The organism is Collinsella sp. MSK.8.10, from assembly GCF_019041915.1.
Lineage (GTDB): Bacteria > Actinomycetota > Coriobacteriia > Coriobacteriales > Coriobacteriaceae > Collinsella.
This window is the reverse complement of sequence record NZ_JAHPYF010000009.1, coordinates 14552-31351: the sequence shown is the minus strand read 5'-3', so window position 1 is coordinate 31351 and position 16800 is coordinate 14552. Positions and strand designations below refer to the sequence as shown.

At 60.4% G+C, this 16800-nt stretch carries 16 protein-coding genes; 7 read left to right on the top strand and 9 right to left on the bottom strand.

Going from position 1 to position 16800, the window contains the following annotated elements; genetic code table 11:
* Positions 1 to 11: 11 nt before the first annotated feature.
* The 5 genes from KTF55_RS09155 to KTF55_RS09135 form a co-directional block, all read right to left on the bottom strand.
* Positions 12 to 674, bottom strand: a complete 663-nt coding sequence (locus tag KTF55_RS09155; RefSeq protein ID WP_217108391.1) for a TetR/AcrR family transcriptional regulator — start codon at positions 672 to 674, stop codon at positions 12 to 14.
* Positions 675 to 748: 74 nt separating this feature from the next.
* On the bottom strand, positions 749 to 1087 hold the full coding sequence (locus tag KTF55_RS09150; RefSeq protein ID WP_217108390.1) for a P-II family nitrogen regulator: 339 nt from the start codon (positions 1085 to 1087) through the stop codon (positions 749 to 751).
* Between the two features lie 212 nt (positions 1088 to 1299).
* On the bottom strand, positions 1300 to 2577 hold the full coding sequence (locus KTF55_RS09145) for an ammonium transporter (RefSeq protein WP_226790753.1): 1278 nt from the start codon (positions 2575 to 2577) through the stop codon (positions 1300 to 1302).
* A 198-nt stretch (positions 2578 to 2775) separates the two neighbouring features.
* The gene (locus KTF55_RS09140) at positions 2776 to 3795 is read right to left on the bottom strand and encodes a putative ABC transporter permease (protein WP_226790750.1); all 1020 of its coding nucleotides are present in this window, start codon (positions 3793 to 3795) and stop codon (positions 2776 to 2778) included.
* Between the two features lie 3 nt (positions 3796 to 3798).
* The gene (locus KTF55_RS09135) at positions 3799 to 4335 is read right to left on the bottom strand and encodes an HD domain-containing protein (protein WP_217108388.1); all 537 of its coding nucleotides are present in this window, start codon (positions 4333 to 4335) and stop codon (positions 3799 to 3801) included.
* A 228-nt stretch (positions 4336 to 4563) separates the two neighbouring features.
* On the opposite strand from KTF55_RS09135, the gene KTF55_RS09130 reads away from it, so the two are divergent.
* Complete coding sequence (locus KTF55_RS09130; RefSeq protein ID WP_217108387.1) at positions 4564 to 6345, top strand: 1-deoxy-D-xylulose-5-phosphate synthase; 1782 nt, start codon at positions 4564 to 4566, stop codon at positions 6343 to 6345.
* Positions 6346 to 6605: 260 nt separating this feature from the next.
* Here the strand turns inward: KTF55_RS09130 and KTF55_RS09125 are convergent, their stop codons facing one another.
* Positions 6606 to 7808 (bottom strand): iron-containing alcohol dehydrogenase, encoded by a 1203-nt coding sequence (locus tag KTF55_RS09125; protein ID WP_217108386.1) that lies wholly within the window; start codon positions 7806 to 7808, stop codon positions 6606 to 6608.
* A 269-nt stretch (positions 7809 to 8077) separates the two neighbouring features.
* Here KTF55_RS09125 and KTF55_RS09120 point away from each other — a divergent pair, with 269 nt between their 5' ends.
* The 5 genes from KTF55_RS09120 (at position 8078) to KTF55_RS09100 (ending at position 12400) form a co-directional block, all read left to right on the top strand.
* Entirely contained in the window at positions 8078 to 9073 is a 996-nt protein-coding gene (locus KTF55_RS09120) for a glutamate ABC transporter substrate-binding protein (protein WP_217108385.1), read from the top strand.
* Positions 9074 to 9211: 138 nt separating this feature from the next.
* The gene (locus tag KTF55_RS09115) at positions 9212 to 9871 is read left to right on the top strand and encodes an amino acid ABC transporter permease (protein ID WP_138374872.1); all 660 of its coding nucleotides are present in this window, start codon (positions 9212 to 9214) and stop codon (positions 9869 to 9871) included.
* On the top strand, positions 9868 to 10701 hold the full coding sequence (locus KTF55_RS09110) for an amino acid ABC transporter permease (RefSeq protein ID WP_022094658.1): 834 nt from the start codon (positions 9868 to 9870) through the stop codon (positions 10699 to 10701). The genes KTF55_RS09115 and KTF55_RS09110 overlap by 4 nt, the downstream gene beginning before the upstream one ends.
* 36 nt (positions 10702 to 10737) lie before the next feature.
* On the top strand, positions 10738 to 11502 hold the full coding sequence (locus KTF55_RS09105) for an amino acid ABC transporter ATP-binding protein (RefSeq protein WP_302052954.1): 765 nt from the start codon (positions 10738 to 10740) through the stop codon (positions 11500 to 11502).
* An 88-nt stretch (positions 11503 to 11590) separates the two neighbouring features.
* Positions 11591 to 12400 carry a gamma-glutamyl-gamma-aminobutyrate hydrolase family protein gene (locus KTF55_RS09100; RefSeq protein WP_195245874.1) on the top strand — a complete coding sequence of 270 codons (810 nt, stop codon included), beginning with the start codon at positions 11591 to 11593 and terminating at the stop codon, positions 12398 to 12400.
* Positions 12401 to 12505: 105 nt separating this feature from the next.
* Here KTF55_RS09100 and KTF55_RS09095 read toward each other — a convergent pair whose 3' ends face one another.
* The 3 genes from KTF55_RS09095 to KTF55_RS09085 form a co-directional block, all read right to left on the bottom strand.
* Positions 12506 to 12862 carry an Hpt domain-containing protein gene (locus KTF55_RS09095; RefSeq protein WP_199412370.1) on the bottom strand — a complete coding sequence of 119 codons (357 nt, stop codon included), beginning with the start codon at positions 12860 to 12862 and terminating at the stop codon, positions 12506 to 12508.
* 23 nt (positions 12863 to 12885) lie between these two features.
* Positions 12886 to 14766, bottom strand: coding sequence for a diguanylate cyclase (locus tag KTF55_RS09090; protein WP_217108551.1), 1881 nt, complete (start codon positions 14764 to 14766; stop codon positions 12886 to 12888).
* Positions 14767 to 14977: 211 nt separating this feature from the next.
* On the bottom strand, positions 14978 to 15775 hold the full coding sequence (locus KTF55_RS09085) for an alpha/beta fold hydrolase (RefSeq protein ID WP_217108383.1): 798 nt from the start codon (positions 15773 to 15775) through the stop codon (positions 14978 to 14980).
* Positions 15776 to 16000: 225 nt separating this feature from the next.
* Here KTF55_RS09085 and KTF55_RS09080 point away from each other — a divergent pair, with 225 nt between their 5' ends.
* On the top strand, positions 16001 to 16777 hold the full coding sequence (locus KTF55_RS09080; protein ID WP_217108382.1) for a radical SAM protein: 777 nt from the start codon (positions 16001 to 16003) through the stop codon (positions 16775 to 16777).
* Positions 16778 to 16800: the final 23 nt, after the last annotated feature.

The following is a 16800-nucleotide window of genomic DNA, read 5'->3' as shown; positions in this document are numbered from 1 at the left end:
TGGTATCTATATTACCACCCGGCGCGGTCCCATACGTCCCAAATCTGCGCCGTTGTCTGAAGCACTTCATTACCCAAATCGAGCCCCACCGCGGCCGCCATCTGCGCCAAACATTGTGCGCGAGCGAGCATTCGCTCCTTGGGCTCGAGCGGACGGAACAATGGCAGCAGCCAAAGATTCGCCAACAACGATACGGCCTCCGCCGCTTCGCGCGGGCATTCGCACGCAATGGAGCCGTCGGCGATGCCCTCCTCGATCACCGGCAAAAGATAGCCATCGGCAGACTCGTTAAACGAGCCCTGGTACTGCATCGCCAGTAGACGCGAGCTTTTTACCGGATCTGCCGCAGGATGTATGCGTGCCCATAGTTCAATTTGCGGAACGACGGACTCGGGCGCGTACAGCCGCCTGAGCTTTTGGGCTCCGGTCATATTACCGACGCCAAGCATCGAGCGGCGGTGCTCAACAATCGGAGTCATCGCCCGATCAAACGCGGCGTTGAAAATCTCTTCTTTGCTCTTGAAGTGATGATAGACAGCGCCCTTGGTCATGCCGTCGAGACGGTCAACGATATCTTGAATACTCGTCCCCTCATAACCATGTGCGCAGAATAGCTCCAGTGCCGCGTCGAGAATCTTCGCGACCGTCTCCTCGGGATATTTATTGCGACCCATAATCCGCCCATCCGCAACGCAAGTCTTGTGCCTCATTGCAGCATTTTAACGTTGCGGATGGCAGACGGTCGATTCTACACCGCGGCCGGGCCGTGTTCGCCGGTGCGAATGCGGATGACTTCTTCGACCGGCTCGACCCAAATCTTGCCGTCGCCGACGGCACCGGTGCGGGCGGCATTGCAGATGATGTCGACAATTCCGTCAACGTGCTCATCAGCGCAGATGAGGGTGAACTGCACCTTGGGGATGGTATTGACGAGCAGTTCGTTGCCGCGCACGTATTCCTTCCAGCCATGCTGTGAGCCGCAGCCCTGCACCTGGTTGATAGTCATACCGCGAACATCGGCAGCAAACAGCGCGTCTTTAAGAACCTCAAGCTTCTCCTGGCGCACGATAGCCGTAATTTTCTTCATAGTGAATTCCTCTCTTCAATAAAAGAAATGAATTGTCCTTCACATGGCACGGGTTTTCCAGGTGCCGCAAACCAACCTCAGAGATCAATAAGTTCAACTGACTGGTCTTAGCAGGTTTCCCAAGTGCCGCAGATTGCCGTGAAAGAGGAGCGAAGCGTACTTAAGTACGTGAGCGACGATTGAACGGCAAGGTGCGGTGCTTGGGGAAGCTGCTAATCGAGTCCGGAGAAAGAAGGATAGGCGCTCTCGCCGTGTTGACTCGCATCCAAGCCCAGCGCCTCGTCAGCTTCGTCCACGCGCAGGCTGCCGTGGAACAGCGCCTTGACCACCGCAGCGATCACCAAGTCGAGCACCATCACGATGACGACCGTCACCACAATGCCCAGAATCTGCGAGACGAGCAGCGACATGTCGCCCGTGTAGAACAGGCCACCCTTACCGGTCCACGAGAGCTCCGGCACGCAGAACAGGCCTGTGAGCACGCCACCCAAGATGCCGCCAATGCCGTGGCAGCCAAACGCGTCGAGCGCGTCGTCGTAGCCAAACTTGGTCTTAAGATGGCTGATGGCCAGGTAGCAGACGGGCGATACGATCAAGCCCATGACCAGCGCCGCCCACGGCTCGACAAAGCCCGCGCCCGGCGTGACCACCACGAGGCCCGCGACCAGACCGGTGCTGGCGCCCACCAGTGTGGGACGACCAGTGTGCACGCGCTCGACGGCAAGCCACGAGACCATGCCTGCCGCGCTGGCCGTCACGGTGTTGAGGATGGCGAGTGCCGCCACGGCGTCGGCCTTAAACTCGCTGCCGCCGTTAAAGCCAAACCAGCCAAACCAAAGCAGGCCGGCGCCCAGCGCCACAAACGGTACGTTATGCGGACGATAGCTCACCATGCCAAAGCCGCGACGACGGCCGAGCATTAAGCAGAGAATCAGGCCCGTAAGACCGGACGAGATGTGCACCACGTCGCCACCGGCAAAGTCGAGCGCGCCGATAATGTCGCCGATCAAGGAGCCATCGCCGCCCCAAACCATGTGGGCGAGCGGCGCATAGACCACGAGCAGCCAAATGCCCAGGAAGGCCGTCATGGCACCAAACTTAACGCGACCGGCCAGGCTGCCCGTGACGATGGCGGCCGTAATCATGGCAAATGCCATCTGGAAGGCGATGTTGATAATCTGAGGGTAGACGGCACCGTCCGCGGCATTGCCCTCGGCCGCCTGTAGCACTTGGTTGAGCACCGGCAGGCACAGCAGCTGGTCAAGGCCTCCAATAAACGGGCTGGAACCGTCGCCGCCGTAGGCCAGCGACCAGCCGGCAACAATCCACAGCACACCAACCAGGCCAATGGCGCCAAAGCACATAAGCATGGTGTTGATGACATTTTTGCGCCTGGACAGGCCGCCATAGAAAAACGCCAGACCCGGTGTCATTAAAAACACGAGCATGGTGCAGATGAGCATAAACGTTGTCGATCCCGTATCGTACATTCGCTCCCCCTTGGTCGCATGAACGTTGTCGGCGCCCATAATGCGGCCGAGGGGTAACTGGTGTAGACCAGATACGGCGTTGTTAAACGCCGCGTTGTCGAATGGAAACGGTGCCGCAATCTTGGAAACGGCGCGGCAACGGGCGCGAAACGAACGGGAAACGTGCAAACGAGAAGGGCGCGCTTGGCCCCGCTCTGGCTAGCGCCGGAACAGCTCGCGGGCTCGGTCGCGGAGGTCGGTAGCTCGGATGACGCCCTCGTAGCGATTGATGCGCAGACGCGGGAAGGCGTTAAAGAAGCGCAGGTCGCGGCGGCTGAGTGACACGCTCGGCACCGGACGGCTCATGCGCTTGCCGGCAAGGCGACGACTGAGCGACGGACGCGGCATGCTCGGCGCGGCATCGGCCACGCGGCGGGCAGCGAGCGCCAGGCCGCGAGCACCATCCGAGATAAACGTCGGCATCGAAGCCTTCTCGCGCAGAGCATCGAGCGCGGCGTCACCCAGCTCGGCCAGCCACGCGTTAACGGCACGGCTACGGATGTGCGTCTGCGCCACCGAGTCAATCGTCGAATCGGGAATGCGTTCGAGCATGGAGTCGGAGGCATCGGCAAGCGACTCATTGATGCGATCGGCAAGGTCGGCGCGCACACGCTCAAGCTGATCGGACAGGCGGCGCCAGCTGGCCAAAGAGCACACCGCGTCGACCATCATCGCGACCGCGACGATAAAGGCGGACAGCCGCACAATCAGCACCGGCAGATGGCCAAGCAGCCCCAGCAATGCCGGCTCCACTAAACGGCAAATGCACAACGCACCCAAGCCAAACGCGCAAGCCCAGTACAGACAGACGCGTCCATGCAAATTAAACGGCAGGTGCGAGTAATCCCAAAAGCGCGCGCCTGTTGTTTTTTCCAATAGAAGGCCCACGCTATATTCAATCACGCTGCATACGAGCGCTGCAGCGACAAACTGGCTCGAGGCATCCGGAATTCCGCGCAACAGCAACCAGCAGGCTATGCCGCCCACACCATAGATAGGGCAACACGGCCCCAGCAAAAAGCCACTGTTGGCAAATCGTCCGTGATTGAGCATGGCGCAAACCGTCGACTCCCACGCCCAGCCGCAAAACCCGTAAAAGGCAAACGAGAGCACCAGTGCCGAGAGTGGGCAGGCGGCAAGCGTCGCGCCGCCAAAAGCCATATCAATCGCGGTTTCCACCGTCTACCCTCTCCTCTTTTCGCTCGATTCGCTGCTCACGTCATCGTCCGCCTCGTCCTTGCGCCGCAGACAGCCGGCGACCGTCTCACGCAGCGCGCACCATTTATCTGCCAGGCACACAATCCAAGCCTCACGACACGTCGGCGGCACCGGCACCAGCGGAAACATATGGCGCACGATAATATTCCGCTCGCGCGACGTCAGCTCAAAATCTTCCTCCGCACGCGCCAGGGCAAAAAACGGGTGACGAAAGCCATGCAGTCGATGGCTTGGGTCGGGATCGTGCCAGTCATAGAGAAAGTAATCATGCAGCAGGGCCCCGCGCAGCAGCGACAAGCGGTCGACGGAGATACCGACGCGGCCCAGGCGCTCGGCAAAGGACAGACTTGCCCGCGCCACCGAGGTCACATGCGTATACACCGTCACATCGCCATGTTGGATAAACTCGCGCGTCAGGTCCAGACGGCCCGCCTGTGCCAGTTGACGGGCAGCATGGTCTACTTCGCACGCGATTTTCTCGGCACGAACGGTATCGGACATGCGGCCTCCTTCCGGCGGCGCTCGGCGACAAGCCACAGCCTGCACGCAATGAATAAAATCATCATGGAACTTATCAGTATGGCATCGGACAAAACGTTTTGCCCCACCAGTTGGCGAATTACCGCGCCGCCGTCACATATCAAACGCCAAAATGTGCGAGACTGTTTTGTGCAATTGTGCCGGCCGAGGGAGCGCCGGCGCTCGATTCGCATGGAGTAACCCACAACGATGCTGCTTACGCAAACGACAACGCCCGAGGACGTCAAGGCTCTCGACCGCGCCGAGCTTCCGCTGCTCTGCGGCGAGATCCGTCAGGCAATCCTCGAAAGCTCCGCCGCCGTCGGCGGGCACGTTGCCCCCAACCTGGGCGTCGTTGAGCTTACGGTTGCGCTTCATCGCGTGTTTAACTCCCCCATCGACAAGATTGTCTTTGACGTTTCGCACCAGACCTACGCCCACAAGGCGCTGACTGGGCGCGCGTACACTTATATCGATCCGGAGCGTTATGGTGAGGCTTCTGGCTTTGCCAATCCCGACGAGTCCGAGCACGACCTGTTTGCCATGGGCCACACCTCCACGTCGGTGAGCCTGGGCTGCGGCCTGGCGCACGCTCGTGACCTGGCGGGCGATACGTACAACGTAATCACCATCATTGGCGACGGCTCGCTTTCGGGCGGTCTGGCGTTTGAGGGCTTTAACAATGCCGCCGATCTCGACAGCAACTTGATCATCATCGTCAACGATAACGACCAGTCCATCGCCGAGAACCACGGTGGCCTGTATCGCAATCTGGCCGAGCTGCGCGCCAGCAACGGCACCTGTGAGCGCAACGTTTTCCGCGCGATGGGGCTCGACTACCGCTATCTGGACGCCGGCAACGATGTGTTGGCCCTAGTCGACGCGCTGCAGGAACTGCGCGATATCGATCACCCCATCGTGCTGCACGTCTCCACCGCCAAGGGCAAGGGCTTTGAGCCGGCCCAGAGCGACCCCGAGCGCTGGCACCACGTGGGTCCCTTCGATATGGCAACCGGCCGCAAGCTTTGCCCGGGTCACCCGAGCGAGCCCGCACCGCGCACCTATGCCGACATTACGGGCGAGGCGCTCAGCGCCGCCATCGAGCGCGATCCGCAGGTCGTGGGCATCACGGCCGCCACGCCCTACATCATGGGCTTTACACCCGAGCTTCGCGCTGCCGCCGGCAAACAGTTCGTCGATGTGGGCATCGCCGAGGAACACGCCGTGACCTTTGCCACCGCACTCGCCCGCTCGGGCGCAAAGCCAGTCTTTGGCGTGTACGGTACGTTTTTGCAGCGCGCCTACGACGAACTGTGGCACGACCTGTGCCTCAACGATGCCCCGGCGACGATCCTGGTGTTTGGTGCATCAATCTTTGGCACCACATCCGAGACGCACCTCTCGTTCTTTGATATTTCCATGCTGGGCGGACTTCCCAACATGCACTACTTGGCGCCGGCCTGCATGGAGGAATACCTGTCCATGCTGAGTTGGTCGCTCGACCACCGCGAGCATCCCGTAGCGATCCGTGTACCGGGCATTGGCTTGGTAAGCCGCCCCGATCTGGCGCCTGCCGAGGACACTGACTACAGCGCCGTTCGCTACAACGTGGTGCGTCAGGGCCGCGACGTTGCCGTGCTCGCGCTCGGCGATTTCTTTGAGCTGGGCGAGCGCGTGGCAAACCGTCTGACTGCCGAGTACGGCATCGAGGCCACGCTCGTCAACCCGCGCTATGCAACTGAGCTCGACCGCGAGTTCCTCGACAGCCTTGCCGCCAAGCATCGCGTTGTCGTCACCCTCGAGGACGGCATCTTGGACGGCGGCTGGGGCGAGCGCGTGGCGTGCTACCTGGCCTGCACGCCCGTGCGCACGCGCACCTTTGGCATCGCCAAGGGCTTCCCCGACCGCTACGACCCCAACGAGCTGCTCGCTCAGAACGGCATGACGGTCGAGAACATGGCCGCCGAAGCCGTAAGGCTACTCAACGAGTAAAAAACCTCCGCAAGGAAAGCACCCCTGCGGAGGTTTTTGTTTTCGCGGCGCGATTATCTCGATCTGTAACATCTAGAGGACAAATCCTCGCCCAATTGTTACAGATTGAGACAAACCGTCTTTGCCCCTAACCTTTGTCTCAATCTGTAACAGTAAGAACCCATTTCCTCGTCTACCTGTTATAGATCGAGACAAAACAGTATGGCATACCGCCGCATCGGTCAAAACCACCACGAAGGCGCCTGTCCCCTTTGCGGTGGTTAGCGGTAGCTTTGCTTGAGAATCTCGACGACGTCGGTTTCGGTCAGCGTCACGGGGTCGTGGCTGAACAGGACACCGTTGGTCGTCAGAGCATTATGCGCGATGGCCGGCAGCTCTTCGGCCGCAATCCCCCATTCGCTCATGGCAAGGTCGGCCACATGGCAAGCCTCCATCAGGCGCGTGAGCTCAATTACAAAATCGTGCGGATCATCCGCGGCAGCATTGCCCATCAGGCGCGCCATGTCGATATAGCGCTCGGGCGCGGCGCCGTGATCGATCATCCACGTGTGGTAGGCACAGGCAATCATGATGAGGCCGGCGCCGTGCGGCAGATCGTGATGATGCGCACTCATGCCATGTTCAAGACCATGCGAGCCCGTGGTACCCGAGGCATCCATGGCATAGCCACCGAGTGTGTTGGCAAACGCAAGGCTCGAGCGCGCCTCCAGGTCATCGCCTTTATTGACACACGTAGGCAATGCCGCGGCGGCACGGCGAATGCCTTCGCGGCAAACCATGTCACCCATGGGCGTGTTGGTGTTCGACACATAGCACTCAACGCAATGAAACAGGGCGTCGAATCCCTGATAGGCGGTCAGACGCGCCGGGACGCTCACCATGAGCTCGGGGTCGACGATTGAAAGCACTGGGAACAGACGCGGATCGCCCAGACGGAGCTTCTCGTCATTGTCCTCGCAGGACAGGACACCGCCCGCATCGACCTCGGAGCCGGTACCCGCCGTGGTGGTCACGCAAACAAGCGGCAGCGGATCGTTGGGGATGGGCAGGCCGAGCGCAGTGCCACCATTGACAAAGTCCCAAATGTCACCGGGGCATTCGTTGCCCTCGGCATCGGCGTGTGGGTTGGCCGCCACCGCGCAGATCCCCTTACTGCCGTCCATGACCGAACCGCCACCGAGTGCCAGCACAAAATCACAGCCATGGGTACGCGCCATCCAGCCACCCGCGTTAACGGTCTCGCGCAGAGGGTTGGGCTCAATGCGATCGAATAGCTCGTGCGCCACGCCGGCGCGATCGAGCTCGGCCTCCACGCGTCTCAGGTATCCAAAGCGCTTGACCGAGTTGCCGCCGGTTGTAACGATGAGCGCTTTGGTACCGGGCAGCTTCTGCGCGCCCAGTTCGCCCAACTTGCCCGCGCCAAACAGCACCTTTGTCGGCGCGAAAAACGAATAACCGTTCATACGCGATCTCCTTACTTATATATGTGTCGCGTTGCCGCCATTATAGCGACCGCTGCGAGCGATCATGCCGTCGGCAAAACGCTATCTCAGCTGTAATAATCAACGTTTGCCCAGATAAAACCTGCCAAAATAAACCTGTCCCTTTTTGGTAGGTAGAATAACCCATAAGGTCAGTATGTTTCTGAGTTATTTCGTGTTGACCCATTTGAGCGCGATAGGGTATAACTCTACTCAACCGCTAGGGATTTTATTGAGAAAGGTGTTCTACCATGAGCAAGAACCTCTCCCAGCAGGTCGTTCTCGACCGCCGCGGCTTCGTTGCCGCCACCTTCGCAACCGTCGCCGGCCTTGGTCTTGCCGGCTGCTCTGACACCAGCGCCGAGACCGACAAGGGTTCCGCCACCGGCTCCTCCAAGGGCTCCGAGGATACCGAGGCTTCCACCACGCTCGATGCCAAGGCATTCGACAAGCTCGTCGACAACGGCCCCAAGGCCGATGACGACGCCATCGCCGCCAGCACCTGGGCCACGGCCGTCAAGGACGCCGGCGTCTTTAAGATCGGTGGCGTTCAGACCTCCACGCTCTTCTCCCTCCTCAACGAGAAAGACGGTCAGACCCGCGGCTTCGACGCCGGTATCGCGCTGCTTCTGTCCAACTACATTCTGGGCGAGAACAAGGTCGAGATCACCCAGGTGACCTCGGACACGCGCGAGTCCGTCCTGCAGAACGGCCAGGTCGACGCTGTCTTTGCCACCTACACCATCACTGACGAGCGCAAGAAGCTCGTCTCCTTTGCCGGCCCCTACTACTACACCCAGCAGGCTATCCTGGTGCTCGCCGACAACGACGACATCAAGAGTGTCGACGACCTGGCCGACAAGAATGTCGCCGTCCAGTCCGGCTCCAACGGCCCCGCCATCCTGGAGGAGTTCGCCCCCAAGGCCAGCCAGCAGGAGTTCAAGACCGACGAGGAGGCCCGCCAGGCACTCCAGCAGGGTCGCGTTGACGCCTACGTCATCGACAACAACATGCAGCAGAGCGCCCTGGTCCGCGAGCCCGGTAAGTACAAGATCGCCGGCAAGCCCTTCGGCAGCAAGGAGCCCTATGGCATCGGTCTGCCGCTCGATTCCGACGGCGTCGCCTTTGTCAACGACTTCCTTAAGAAGATCGAGGACGACGGCACCTGGACTGAGCTGTGGCAGATCTGCATCGGCGACCGTACGGGCGACACCAATGTTCCCGAGCTACCCGAGATCGGCGCCTAGGCAGCGAGCCTGGTAACGGCCGCAACGAAACCATATGGAAACGCATGATGCGCTTTATTGCGCTAAACTGTTTCCTCACTGAGTTGTCGGGGCTTCCGTACACACGGGAGCCCCTTTCCTTACCGGCGGGAGGTCCGCATGAGTCTCTCCGAACTCTGGTCGCTCTATGGCCAGAACTATATCGACGCCCTGTTAGCAACCTGGGGCATGACACTTGAGTCGTTTGTCATCGCCATGGTGCTGGCCGTCGCCGTCACCGTGATGCGCGTGTCACCGCTCAAGCCGCTGCGCGTCTTTGGCGACCTGTATGTTCAGGTCTTCCGTAACATCCCCGGCATCGCGCTGCTCATCATCGTCGTCTACGCACTGCCACCGCTCAAGGTCGTCCTGCCCTACCGCACCTGCGTTATCGTCGCCACGGTCCTTTTGGGCTCAGCCTTTGGCTCCGAGAACTTTATGAGCGGCATCAACACCGTCGGCGTCGGTCAGGTAGAAGCCGCACGTTCGCTCGGCATGAGCTTTAACCGCATCCTCGCCAAGATCGTGATTCCGCAGGCGCTGCGCTCGAGCGTGCTGCCCATGACCAACCTCTTTATCGCCGTCATGCTCACCACCGCGCTCGGCAGTCAGGTGCCGCTTAAACCGCAGGAGCTCACCGGCGTGGTGAGCTACATCAACACGCGCTCGCTCGGCGGCGTCGCCGCGTTCTTTATCTCGGCGCTCGGCTACCTGGGCACGGCCTTTGTGGTGAGCCACATTGGCAACTACATCGATAAGAAGGTGAGGATCCTCCGATGAGCAAGCACTCCACCTCCGCGCTCACCATGCGCGATGCGCTCTACGAGGCTCCCGGCCCCAAGATGCGCGCCAAGATTCGCATCGGCACCGCTATCTCGCTTGTTGCCGTGGCTGCGCTCGTCGTCCTCGTGCTGCAGCGCTTTTATGTGACCGGTCAGCTTTCGGTCCACTATTGGTATTTCTTTACGCACCTCACCACCTGGAAATTCTTGCTTGCCGGTTTTGAGGGCACCGTTAAAGTCGCACTCACCGCCGGCGCCATCGCGCTGGTACTGGGTCTGGCCCTCATGCTCGGCCGCACGAGCGACATCAAGCCGCTGCAGCTGGTCTGCCGCGTGCTCACCGATTTCTTCCGTGGCGTGCCGAGCCTTCTGTTCATCTACTTCTTCTTTTTGGTGCTGCCCCAGTACAAGATCGCACTGCCGTCGTTTTGGATGCTCACGCTTCCCGTCGCGCTCGCTGCGGCCGGCGTACTGGCCGAGATCTTCCGTGCCGGCGTCAACGCCGTGCCGCGCGGTCAGGTCGAGGCCGCCCAGGCACTCGGTCTCTCCAAGGCTAAAATCACCTTTAAAATCGTGTTGCCGCAGGCGATTCGCTTTATCATTCCGTCGTTGATTTCGCAGCTCGTGGTCGTAGTCAAAGACACCACCGTCGCCTACGTGGTGAGCTACCCCGACCTCATGCAAAATGCCCGCGTGCTCATTACCAACTACGACGCCCTCGTGTCGGTCTACCTGGTTATCGCGGTCATCTACATCCTCATCAACGTCGCGATCAACAAGGCCGCTGTCTACGTTTCGCACAAGACCGGCGCGACCATCATCCGCTAACGCTTTACCATTTCGAGTCATAAGGAGCCGAGCACCATGGCACAGAGCACCTCTTCCACCGGCAATCAGCCGCTGATCGAGCTCAGACACGTCGATAAGCACTACGGCGATCTGCACGTCCTCAACGACATCAATCTCTCGGTCGACCGTGGCGAGGTCGTCGTCGTGATCGGCCCCTCGGGCTCGGGCAAGTCGACCATGTGCCGCACCATCAACCGCTTGGAGACCGTCGACTCGGGCGAGATTCTCATCGAGGGCGAGCCCCTGCCGCAGGAAGGCAAGGATCTTGCCCGCATGCGCGCCGAGCTGGGCATGGTGTTTCAGCAGTTCAACCTGTTCGCGCATATGACGGTGCTGCAGAACGTCATGCTGGGACCGGTCGACGTGCTGGGCGTCTCCAAGGACGAGGCCCGCGAGCGCGCCATGGATCTGTTGAGCCGCGTGGGCGTTGCCGAACAGGCCGATAAGGTGCCCGCACAGCTTTCGGGCGGCCAGCAGCAGCGCGTGGCCATCGCCCGCTCTCTTGCCATGCAGCCCAAGGCCATGCTCTTCGATGAGCCCACGAGTGCCCTCGATCCCGAAATGATCAACGAGGTGCTCGAGGTCATGGTGCGCTTGGCCCAGCAGGGTATGACGATGATCGTCATTACGCACGAGATGAACTTTGCCCGCCGCGTGGCCGACCGCGTCGTGTTTATGGCCGACGGCCAGATCGTGGAAACCGGCACGCCTGACGAGTTCTTCGACCATCCCCAGACCAAGCGCGCCCAGGACTTCCTCAACTCCATCAAGGGCCACTAACCAGCCACCCCGTGGGACAAAATCCATCGGAAGTGTTGTCCCACGTCTCTCATGCGCCCTGTCACCTTCAGATTCGAAAGCAACACCTATGATCGGAACTCGCACTTCATCGTCCTACACCCCACATGTCGACGTCGCCCCCGCCGACCGCCCACTCATCCTCGTCGCGCCGCGTTGGGAAGAGGCAAAGCCGTTTTTAAGCGAGACGCTCTCCCCCAACGAGGAAATCGCAAGTGTCTTTGTCGATGCCATTCTTGCCGCCGGCGGCCTGCCACTGCAGATGTCCATCACCGAGGACATTGAGGTCATCCGTCATTACGTCGATATCGCCGACGGCATCGCCATTCCCGGCGGCCCCGATGTCAATCCCAAACGTTGGGGCGATGATCGACCCTACGACCCCACCCTCTGCTGCGAGATCCGCGATAGCTTTGAGTTTAAGCTGGTCGGCGAGGTGCTCCGCGCCAAAAAACCGCTCTTTACCACCTGCCGCGGCACGCAGTTGCTCAATGTCGCCACTGGCGGCACCCTGTGCATGGACGTGCCGAGCCTGGGCGCTCGCGAGGGCCGCACGCAGTGGCGCCATACCCACGTGCTCAACGACCCTGTGCATCCCGTCGAGGTCGTGCCGGGCTCGCTGCTGGAGCGCGCACTTGGCGGGCACAGGCTGATCCAGACCAACTCCGCACACCACTGCTGCGTCGATCGTCTGGGTAAGAGCACGCGTTTGGTCGCCAAGGCAACCGACGGCGTTCCCGAGTGCATCGAAGTCGAGGGCCAGCCGTTCTGCCTGGGTGTGCAATGGCATCCCGAGTACACCTGGCAGACGCTCGAAACCGACTTTAACCTCTGGAAGTCGTTTGTCGAGGCGGCAGCCAAGGTCAAGCAGGCCCGCTAGCACGCGAACCACAAAACAGATAAGGGCGCCCCGCCGGCCACATGGTCCGGCGGGGCGCCCTTTCACCTATATGTGGCCGGCAAGCAGCCCAAGGCTCGCAAGCTCTTATTCAGCCGCCTCGCGCAGAGCCGACATCGTTGCCGCATATTGCTGCTGCAACGCATGCATTCCCTCGCGAGCGCCGTCAACGGCATCGGCGCCGCGCAGTGCTTCGGTCACCACGACCGCCGGCTCGTACAGATTATCGAATCCCAGGTTCTGGCTCACGCCCTTGAGTGTGTGCGCTGCCATAAACGCACCTTCGGCGTCTCCTGCCGCCATGGCGGCCTCCAGCTTGTCCATGCTCTCGTCATCCAAAAACTTGAGGGCAAAGCGGCTAAGCATCTCCTCGCCCATCAGCCGAGCGCACGCGTCATCATAATTAGCGCCGATCTTCTCATACGCCTCACGCATGGAAATCATGGATTAAAACTCCTTAGGTCAAACTAAATCGTGGGAAACGCGACAACGTCGGCGGGGCGTGCCAACGTCTCGGCAATACGGTCTTGCACCTCGAGCAGACAGTCGAGCAACAGCGGGTTAAAGGTGCCGCACTTACCGTCCAGGATCATCTGGATCGCCTCCTTGTGCGGAATAGCGTCCTTGTACACACGCACGCTCGTCAGAGCATCATACACGTCGGCCACCGAGACCACCTGCGCGGCAATGGGAATCTCGTCGCCCTTAAGGCCATCGGGATAGCCCTTGCCGTCCCAGCGCTCGTGATGCCAACGCGCAATCTGGTACGCATATTCCATAAGCGCATTGCCGACGTGATGGCGGCCCAGCTCAAGCAACATGTCGGCGCCCATCGTGGTATGCGTCTTCATAATCTCGAACTCCTCGGGCGTAAGGCGCCCGGGTTTGTTGAGAATTGCATCGTCAATCGACATCTTGCCGATATCGTGCAGCGCCGAAGCCAGGGCAATCGTAGAGCGTTCCTCATTGTCGAGGGAGATCGTGCCGCTACGCTGGACCAGACAGCCAAGCAGCAGCTCGGTCAGCTTCTCGATGTTCGTAACGTGCCTGCCGCTCTCGCCATTGCGAAGCTCCATAACGCCGGCCATGATGTCGATGAGCATGCGACTGTTCTTGACGCGCTCGTTGTACTGCTGGGACAGCAGGTTCGTCAGGCGGCGCTGTTTGGCGTATAGGCGGATGGTGTTGCTTACACGGCGGCGCACGACACGGGAGTCAAACGGGCGGTTGATATAGTCCGAGGCGCCCAGCTCGTACGCGCGCAGAACCGCATCATCGGAATCTTCGCTCGAAATCATGATGACAGGCAGATTATCGATACCCGATCGGCGCGACAGATCGGCCAGCACCTCAAAGCCACTTATGCCCGGCATGACAATGTCCAGCAGCACGAGCGATAACTCATCGCCATAGCGGTCGACCATGTCGAGCGCCGTACGACCGTTGTCGGCCTCGAGGATGCAATACTCGTCCTTGAGCATCTCGTTGAGAATGGCTCGGTTCATCTCGGAGTCATCGGCGATAAGCACCAAAGGCCTTTCGCTTTGGAAGGCCTCGATGGAATCGGCATCGGTCACGACCGTACCGGCTTTTGCCTTAGCGCGGCTCAGTAACTGGACAGCACGGCCAACGCCCTCATCGACCGTCTCGCCATGAATGCGAACGCCACCAACACATGCCGTCAAGCTCACGTACTCATGGCCCGGAATAATCGTGGAATGAACGGCTTCGGATACCTGATGCAGGCGACGGGCGAAGTCATCGGAGGGAATATTGGGCATGACGACCACAAACTTGTCGCAGCCATAGCGCACAAGCTCGTCAGTCGAACGAATTCCGCTGCGTATGGCTGTCGCCACAGCACCGAGCGCAAGGTCGCCGGCATGACGGCCACACGTATCGTTGAAGACCCTAAAATCATCAAGGTCGATCACCGCAACGCCGGCATTCATGCGGGCGCTACGGAGCTTTTCCTCGTAATATCGGCGATTGCGCACACTCGTCAGCACGTCGGTGTAGACGAGGTCCTCTTCTGCAGCCTCTTGCTCATCGATCGGACGCACCATCAGCAGGACGTGAGGCTCGCCCTCGACCTTCAGAGGGCGCAGGCGAGCGCGGTACTCGGTACCATCATTGAGCAGCTGCTCCGATACATCATCGGAACCTGCCAAGGCCTCAAGACTCGACTGACGCAGACAAGGGCAGCGATCGCCGGCGAGCAAGCAGTTAGGCTCGCTCTTAATCTGATCGGCCGACAACAAACGCACCACGGGGTAGGTCTTCGCGACGCGGGCGACCTCGGCGGCAGCCTCCTCGTCGGTTAGATTGACCTCGTGATTATTGAGCATATGGGGCCCTTCCTATCGTTACGCACGGCAACGGTGCATATCAATTGGTACAAGGGTAGCATCTAACAGCTGAAGGCAAACGCGCGATTATCGTTACATTTTTATGACCTGGCAAACGGCGGTAATGGAGCCGCGGGCGCGCGGTTATGGGCGCATTCGTTAACAATGACGAAACGCTAACAGCCCCTCTCCCCGCAGGTCATCGAGCGTGCTAACGCTCCAAGACATCGCGAACGGCGTTTGCCGCCGTAACGGGGCGATCGCGCAGACCGTTATGCGCGCCCGGGATCGTCACAAGGGGGCAATCGAGATATTCGGCAGCCGCTCGCGTGCCAGCCTCGCGGGGTGTATCGACCGAAAGCTCGCCCAAAAACACGGCCGACACCGCCTTTGACGCGCGGACGCGCTCCCAGTCGGGAGCATATGTCATATTTGTTCCGTATTCATTAGCCATAAAGCAACGACCATTGCGCAGGGCATGTTTGGCTTCCGCTTCGGTCGTCCCGGGAGCTTCGGGGTCCAAGTCGCCGAGGGCTCCCAAGAAAAGCCGGAGCGCCCTTGAAACCTTTCCAGCCGCAATCATATCGAGCAAAACCGGAGCTGCGCCCATGCCGACGCCTTCGGCCGACACAGCCGGCTCATGCAGAATCGCACGGGCGACGAGATGGGGTTCGGCGCGAAGAAGCTCCAGCGCCACCAACGTACCGGCGCTATGCGCAAGCACATTTGTCGGAGCGCCAACGTGTTCGATCACGGCTTGCAGGTCGGCGGCCTGAGCGGCAAGATCATAGCTGCCGTCTGCCGCATCGCTGCTGCCACCGCAGCCGCGGCGGTCGTAGGCAATTACGCGGTAGTTGCGGCTGAGCTCACAAGCGATATCGTCGAAAAATGTGCCGTCGACACAAGCGCCGTGCACGCACACCAAGGCAGGAGCATCAGGCGACACATCTGGGCCGGCATATTCGCGACAGGCAATCGTGGTGCCCGCATTCTCGACCGTAAAATTCATGTTGTGCCCCCATCATCAATGCTCATCCAGTTGCACGTCAGCGCGGTTGGATGGACCCACATTGCCTTACACCTTGTTAACAGATTAACTTTACCCGACCCGAGGCTTTTCATGGCGCGGCATAATGGGCGACGTGAAAAAACGAAACTTGTAAAGCAAGAGCCCGCACCTTGCTTTGGAGCCGATGCTATGCTTAGGCACAATTGTCTTGAGGAGCATATGCCTATGTCTACGTTTTTGAATGCCAGCCCCATCTTTGGGCCCGTTCGCAGCCGTCGCCTTGGTCTCTCGCTCGGCGTCAACATGATGCCGGCCAGCGGCAAAATCTGCACGTTCGACTGCATTTACTGCGAAAACGGCCTCAACGCCGAGCGCCCCTGCCATGAGCCGTACAACACAGCTGCCGTGGTACTCGACGCGCTCGAGGCAAAGCTGCGCGAGATGGCAGCCGAGGGCGAGCTCCCCGATGTGATCACCTTCGCAGGAAACGGCGAGCCCACCGCCGCACCGGAGTTTCCCCAGGCGATTGCCGGCGCCGTCGCGCTGCGCGATCAGCTGGCCCCAAACTCCAAAATCGCCGTGCTCTCCAACGGTACGCGCGCCGACCGCCCCGAGGTGCACGATGCGCTCATGATGGTCGACGACAACATCCTCAAGCTCGATACGGTCGATCCGGCATTTATCCAGCTGCTCGACCAGCCTGTTGGCCCCTACGACGTCGAGCACCAGATTGAGACGTTCGCAAGCTTTGACGGTCACGTTATTATCCAGACGATCTTTTTGACCGGTGAGTATCTGGGCAAGCCCATCGACAACACCGGCGAGGAGTACGTTGCCCCCTGGCTCGCGGCACTTGAGCGCATTCGCCCACAAGAAGCGACCATCTACACGGTGGCTCGCGAGACGCCGGTCGCCGGCCTTGCCAAAGCAGCGCCCGAGGCCCTCGACGCCATCGCCGCGCGCGTGCGCGCCCTCGGCATTCCCTGCCAGGTGAGCTACTAGCGCGCAGCTGCCCTGTGAGTGGG

Coding starts and splice junctions, on each gene's coding strand:
- KTF55_RS09155 (WP_217108391.1), bottom strand. CDS start 674: ATGGGTCGCAATAAATATCCCGAGGAGACGGTCGCGAAGATTCTCGAC.
- KTF55_RS09150 (WP_217108390.1), bottom strand. CDS start 1,087: ATGAAGAAAATTACGGCTATCGTGCGCCAGGAGAAGCTTGAGGTTCTT.
- KTF55_RS09145 (WP_226790753.1), bottom strand. CDS start 2,577: ATGTACGATACGGGATCGACAACGTTTATGCTCATCTGCACCATGCTC.
- KTF55_RS09135 (WP_217108388.1), bottom strand. CDS start 4,335: ATGTCCGATACCGTTCGTGCCGAGAAAATCGCGTGCGAAGTAGACCAT.
- KTF55_RS09130 (WP_217108387.1), top strand. CDS start 4,564: ATGCTGCTTACGCAAACGACAACGCCCGAGGACGTCAAGGCTCTCGAC.
- KTF55_RS09125 (WP_217108386.1), bottom strand. CDS start 7,808: ATGAACGGTTATTCGTTTTTCGCGCCGACAAAGGTGCTGTTTGGCGCG.
- KTF55_RS09120 (WP_217108385.1), top strand. CDS start 8,078: ATGAGCAAGAACCTCTCCCAGCAGGTCGTTCTCGACCGCCGCGGCTTC.
- KTF55_RS09115 (WP_138374872.1), top strand. CDS start 9,212: ATGAGTCTCTCCGAACTCTGGTCGCTCTATGGCCAGAACTATATCGAC.
- KTF55_RS09110 (WP_022094658.1), top strand. CDS start 9,868: ATGAGCAAGCACTCCACCTCCGCGCTCACCATGCGCGATGCGCTCTAC.
- KTF55_RS09105 (WP_302052954.1), top strand. CDS start 10,738: ATGGCACAGAGCACCTCTTCCACCGGCAATCAGCCGCTGATCGAGCTC.
- KTF55_RS09100 (WP_195245874.1), top strand. CDS start 11,591: ATGATCGGAACTCGCACTTCATCGTCCTACACCCCACATGTCGACGTC.
- KTF55_RS09095 (WP_199412370.1), bottom strand. CDS start 12,862: ATGATTTCCATGCGTGAGGCGTATGAGAAGATCGGCGCTAATTATGAT.
- KTF55_RS09090 (WP_217108551.1), bottom strand. CDS start 14,766: ATGCTCAATAATCACGAGGTCAATCTAACCGACGAGGAGGCTGCCGCC.
- KTF55_RS09085 (WP_217108383.1), bottom strand. CDS start 15,775: ATGAATTTTACGGTCGAGAATGCGGGCACCACGATTGCCTGTCGCGAA.
- KTF55_RS09080 (WP_217108382.1), top strand. CDS start 16,001: ATGTCTACGTTTTTGAATGCCAGCCCCATCTTTGGGCCCGTTCGCAGC.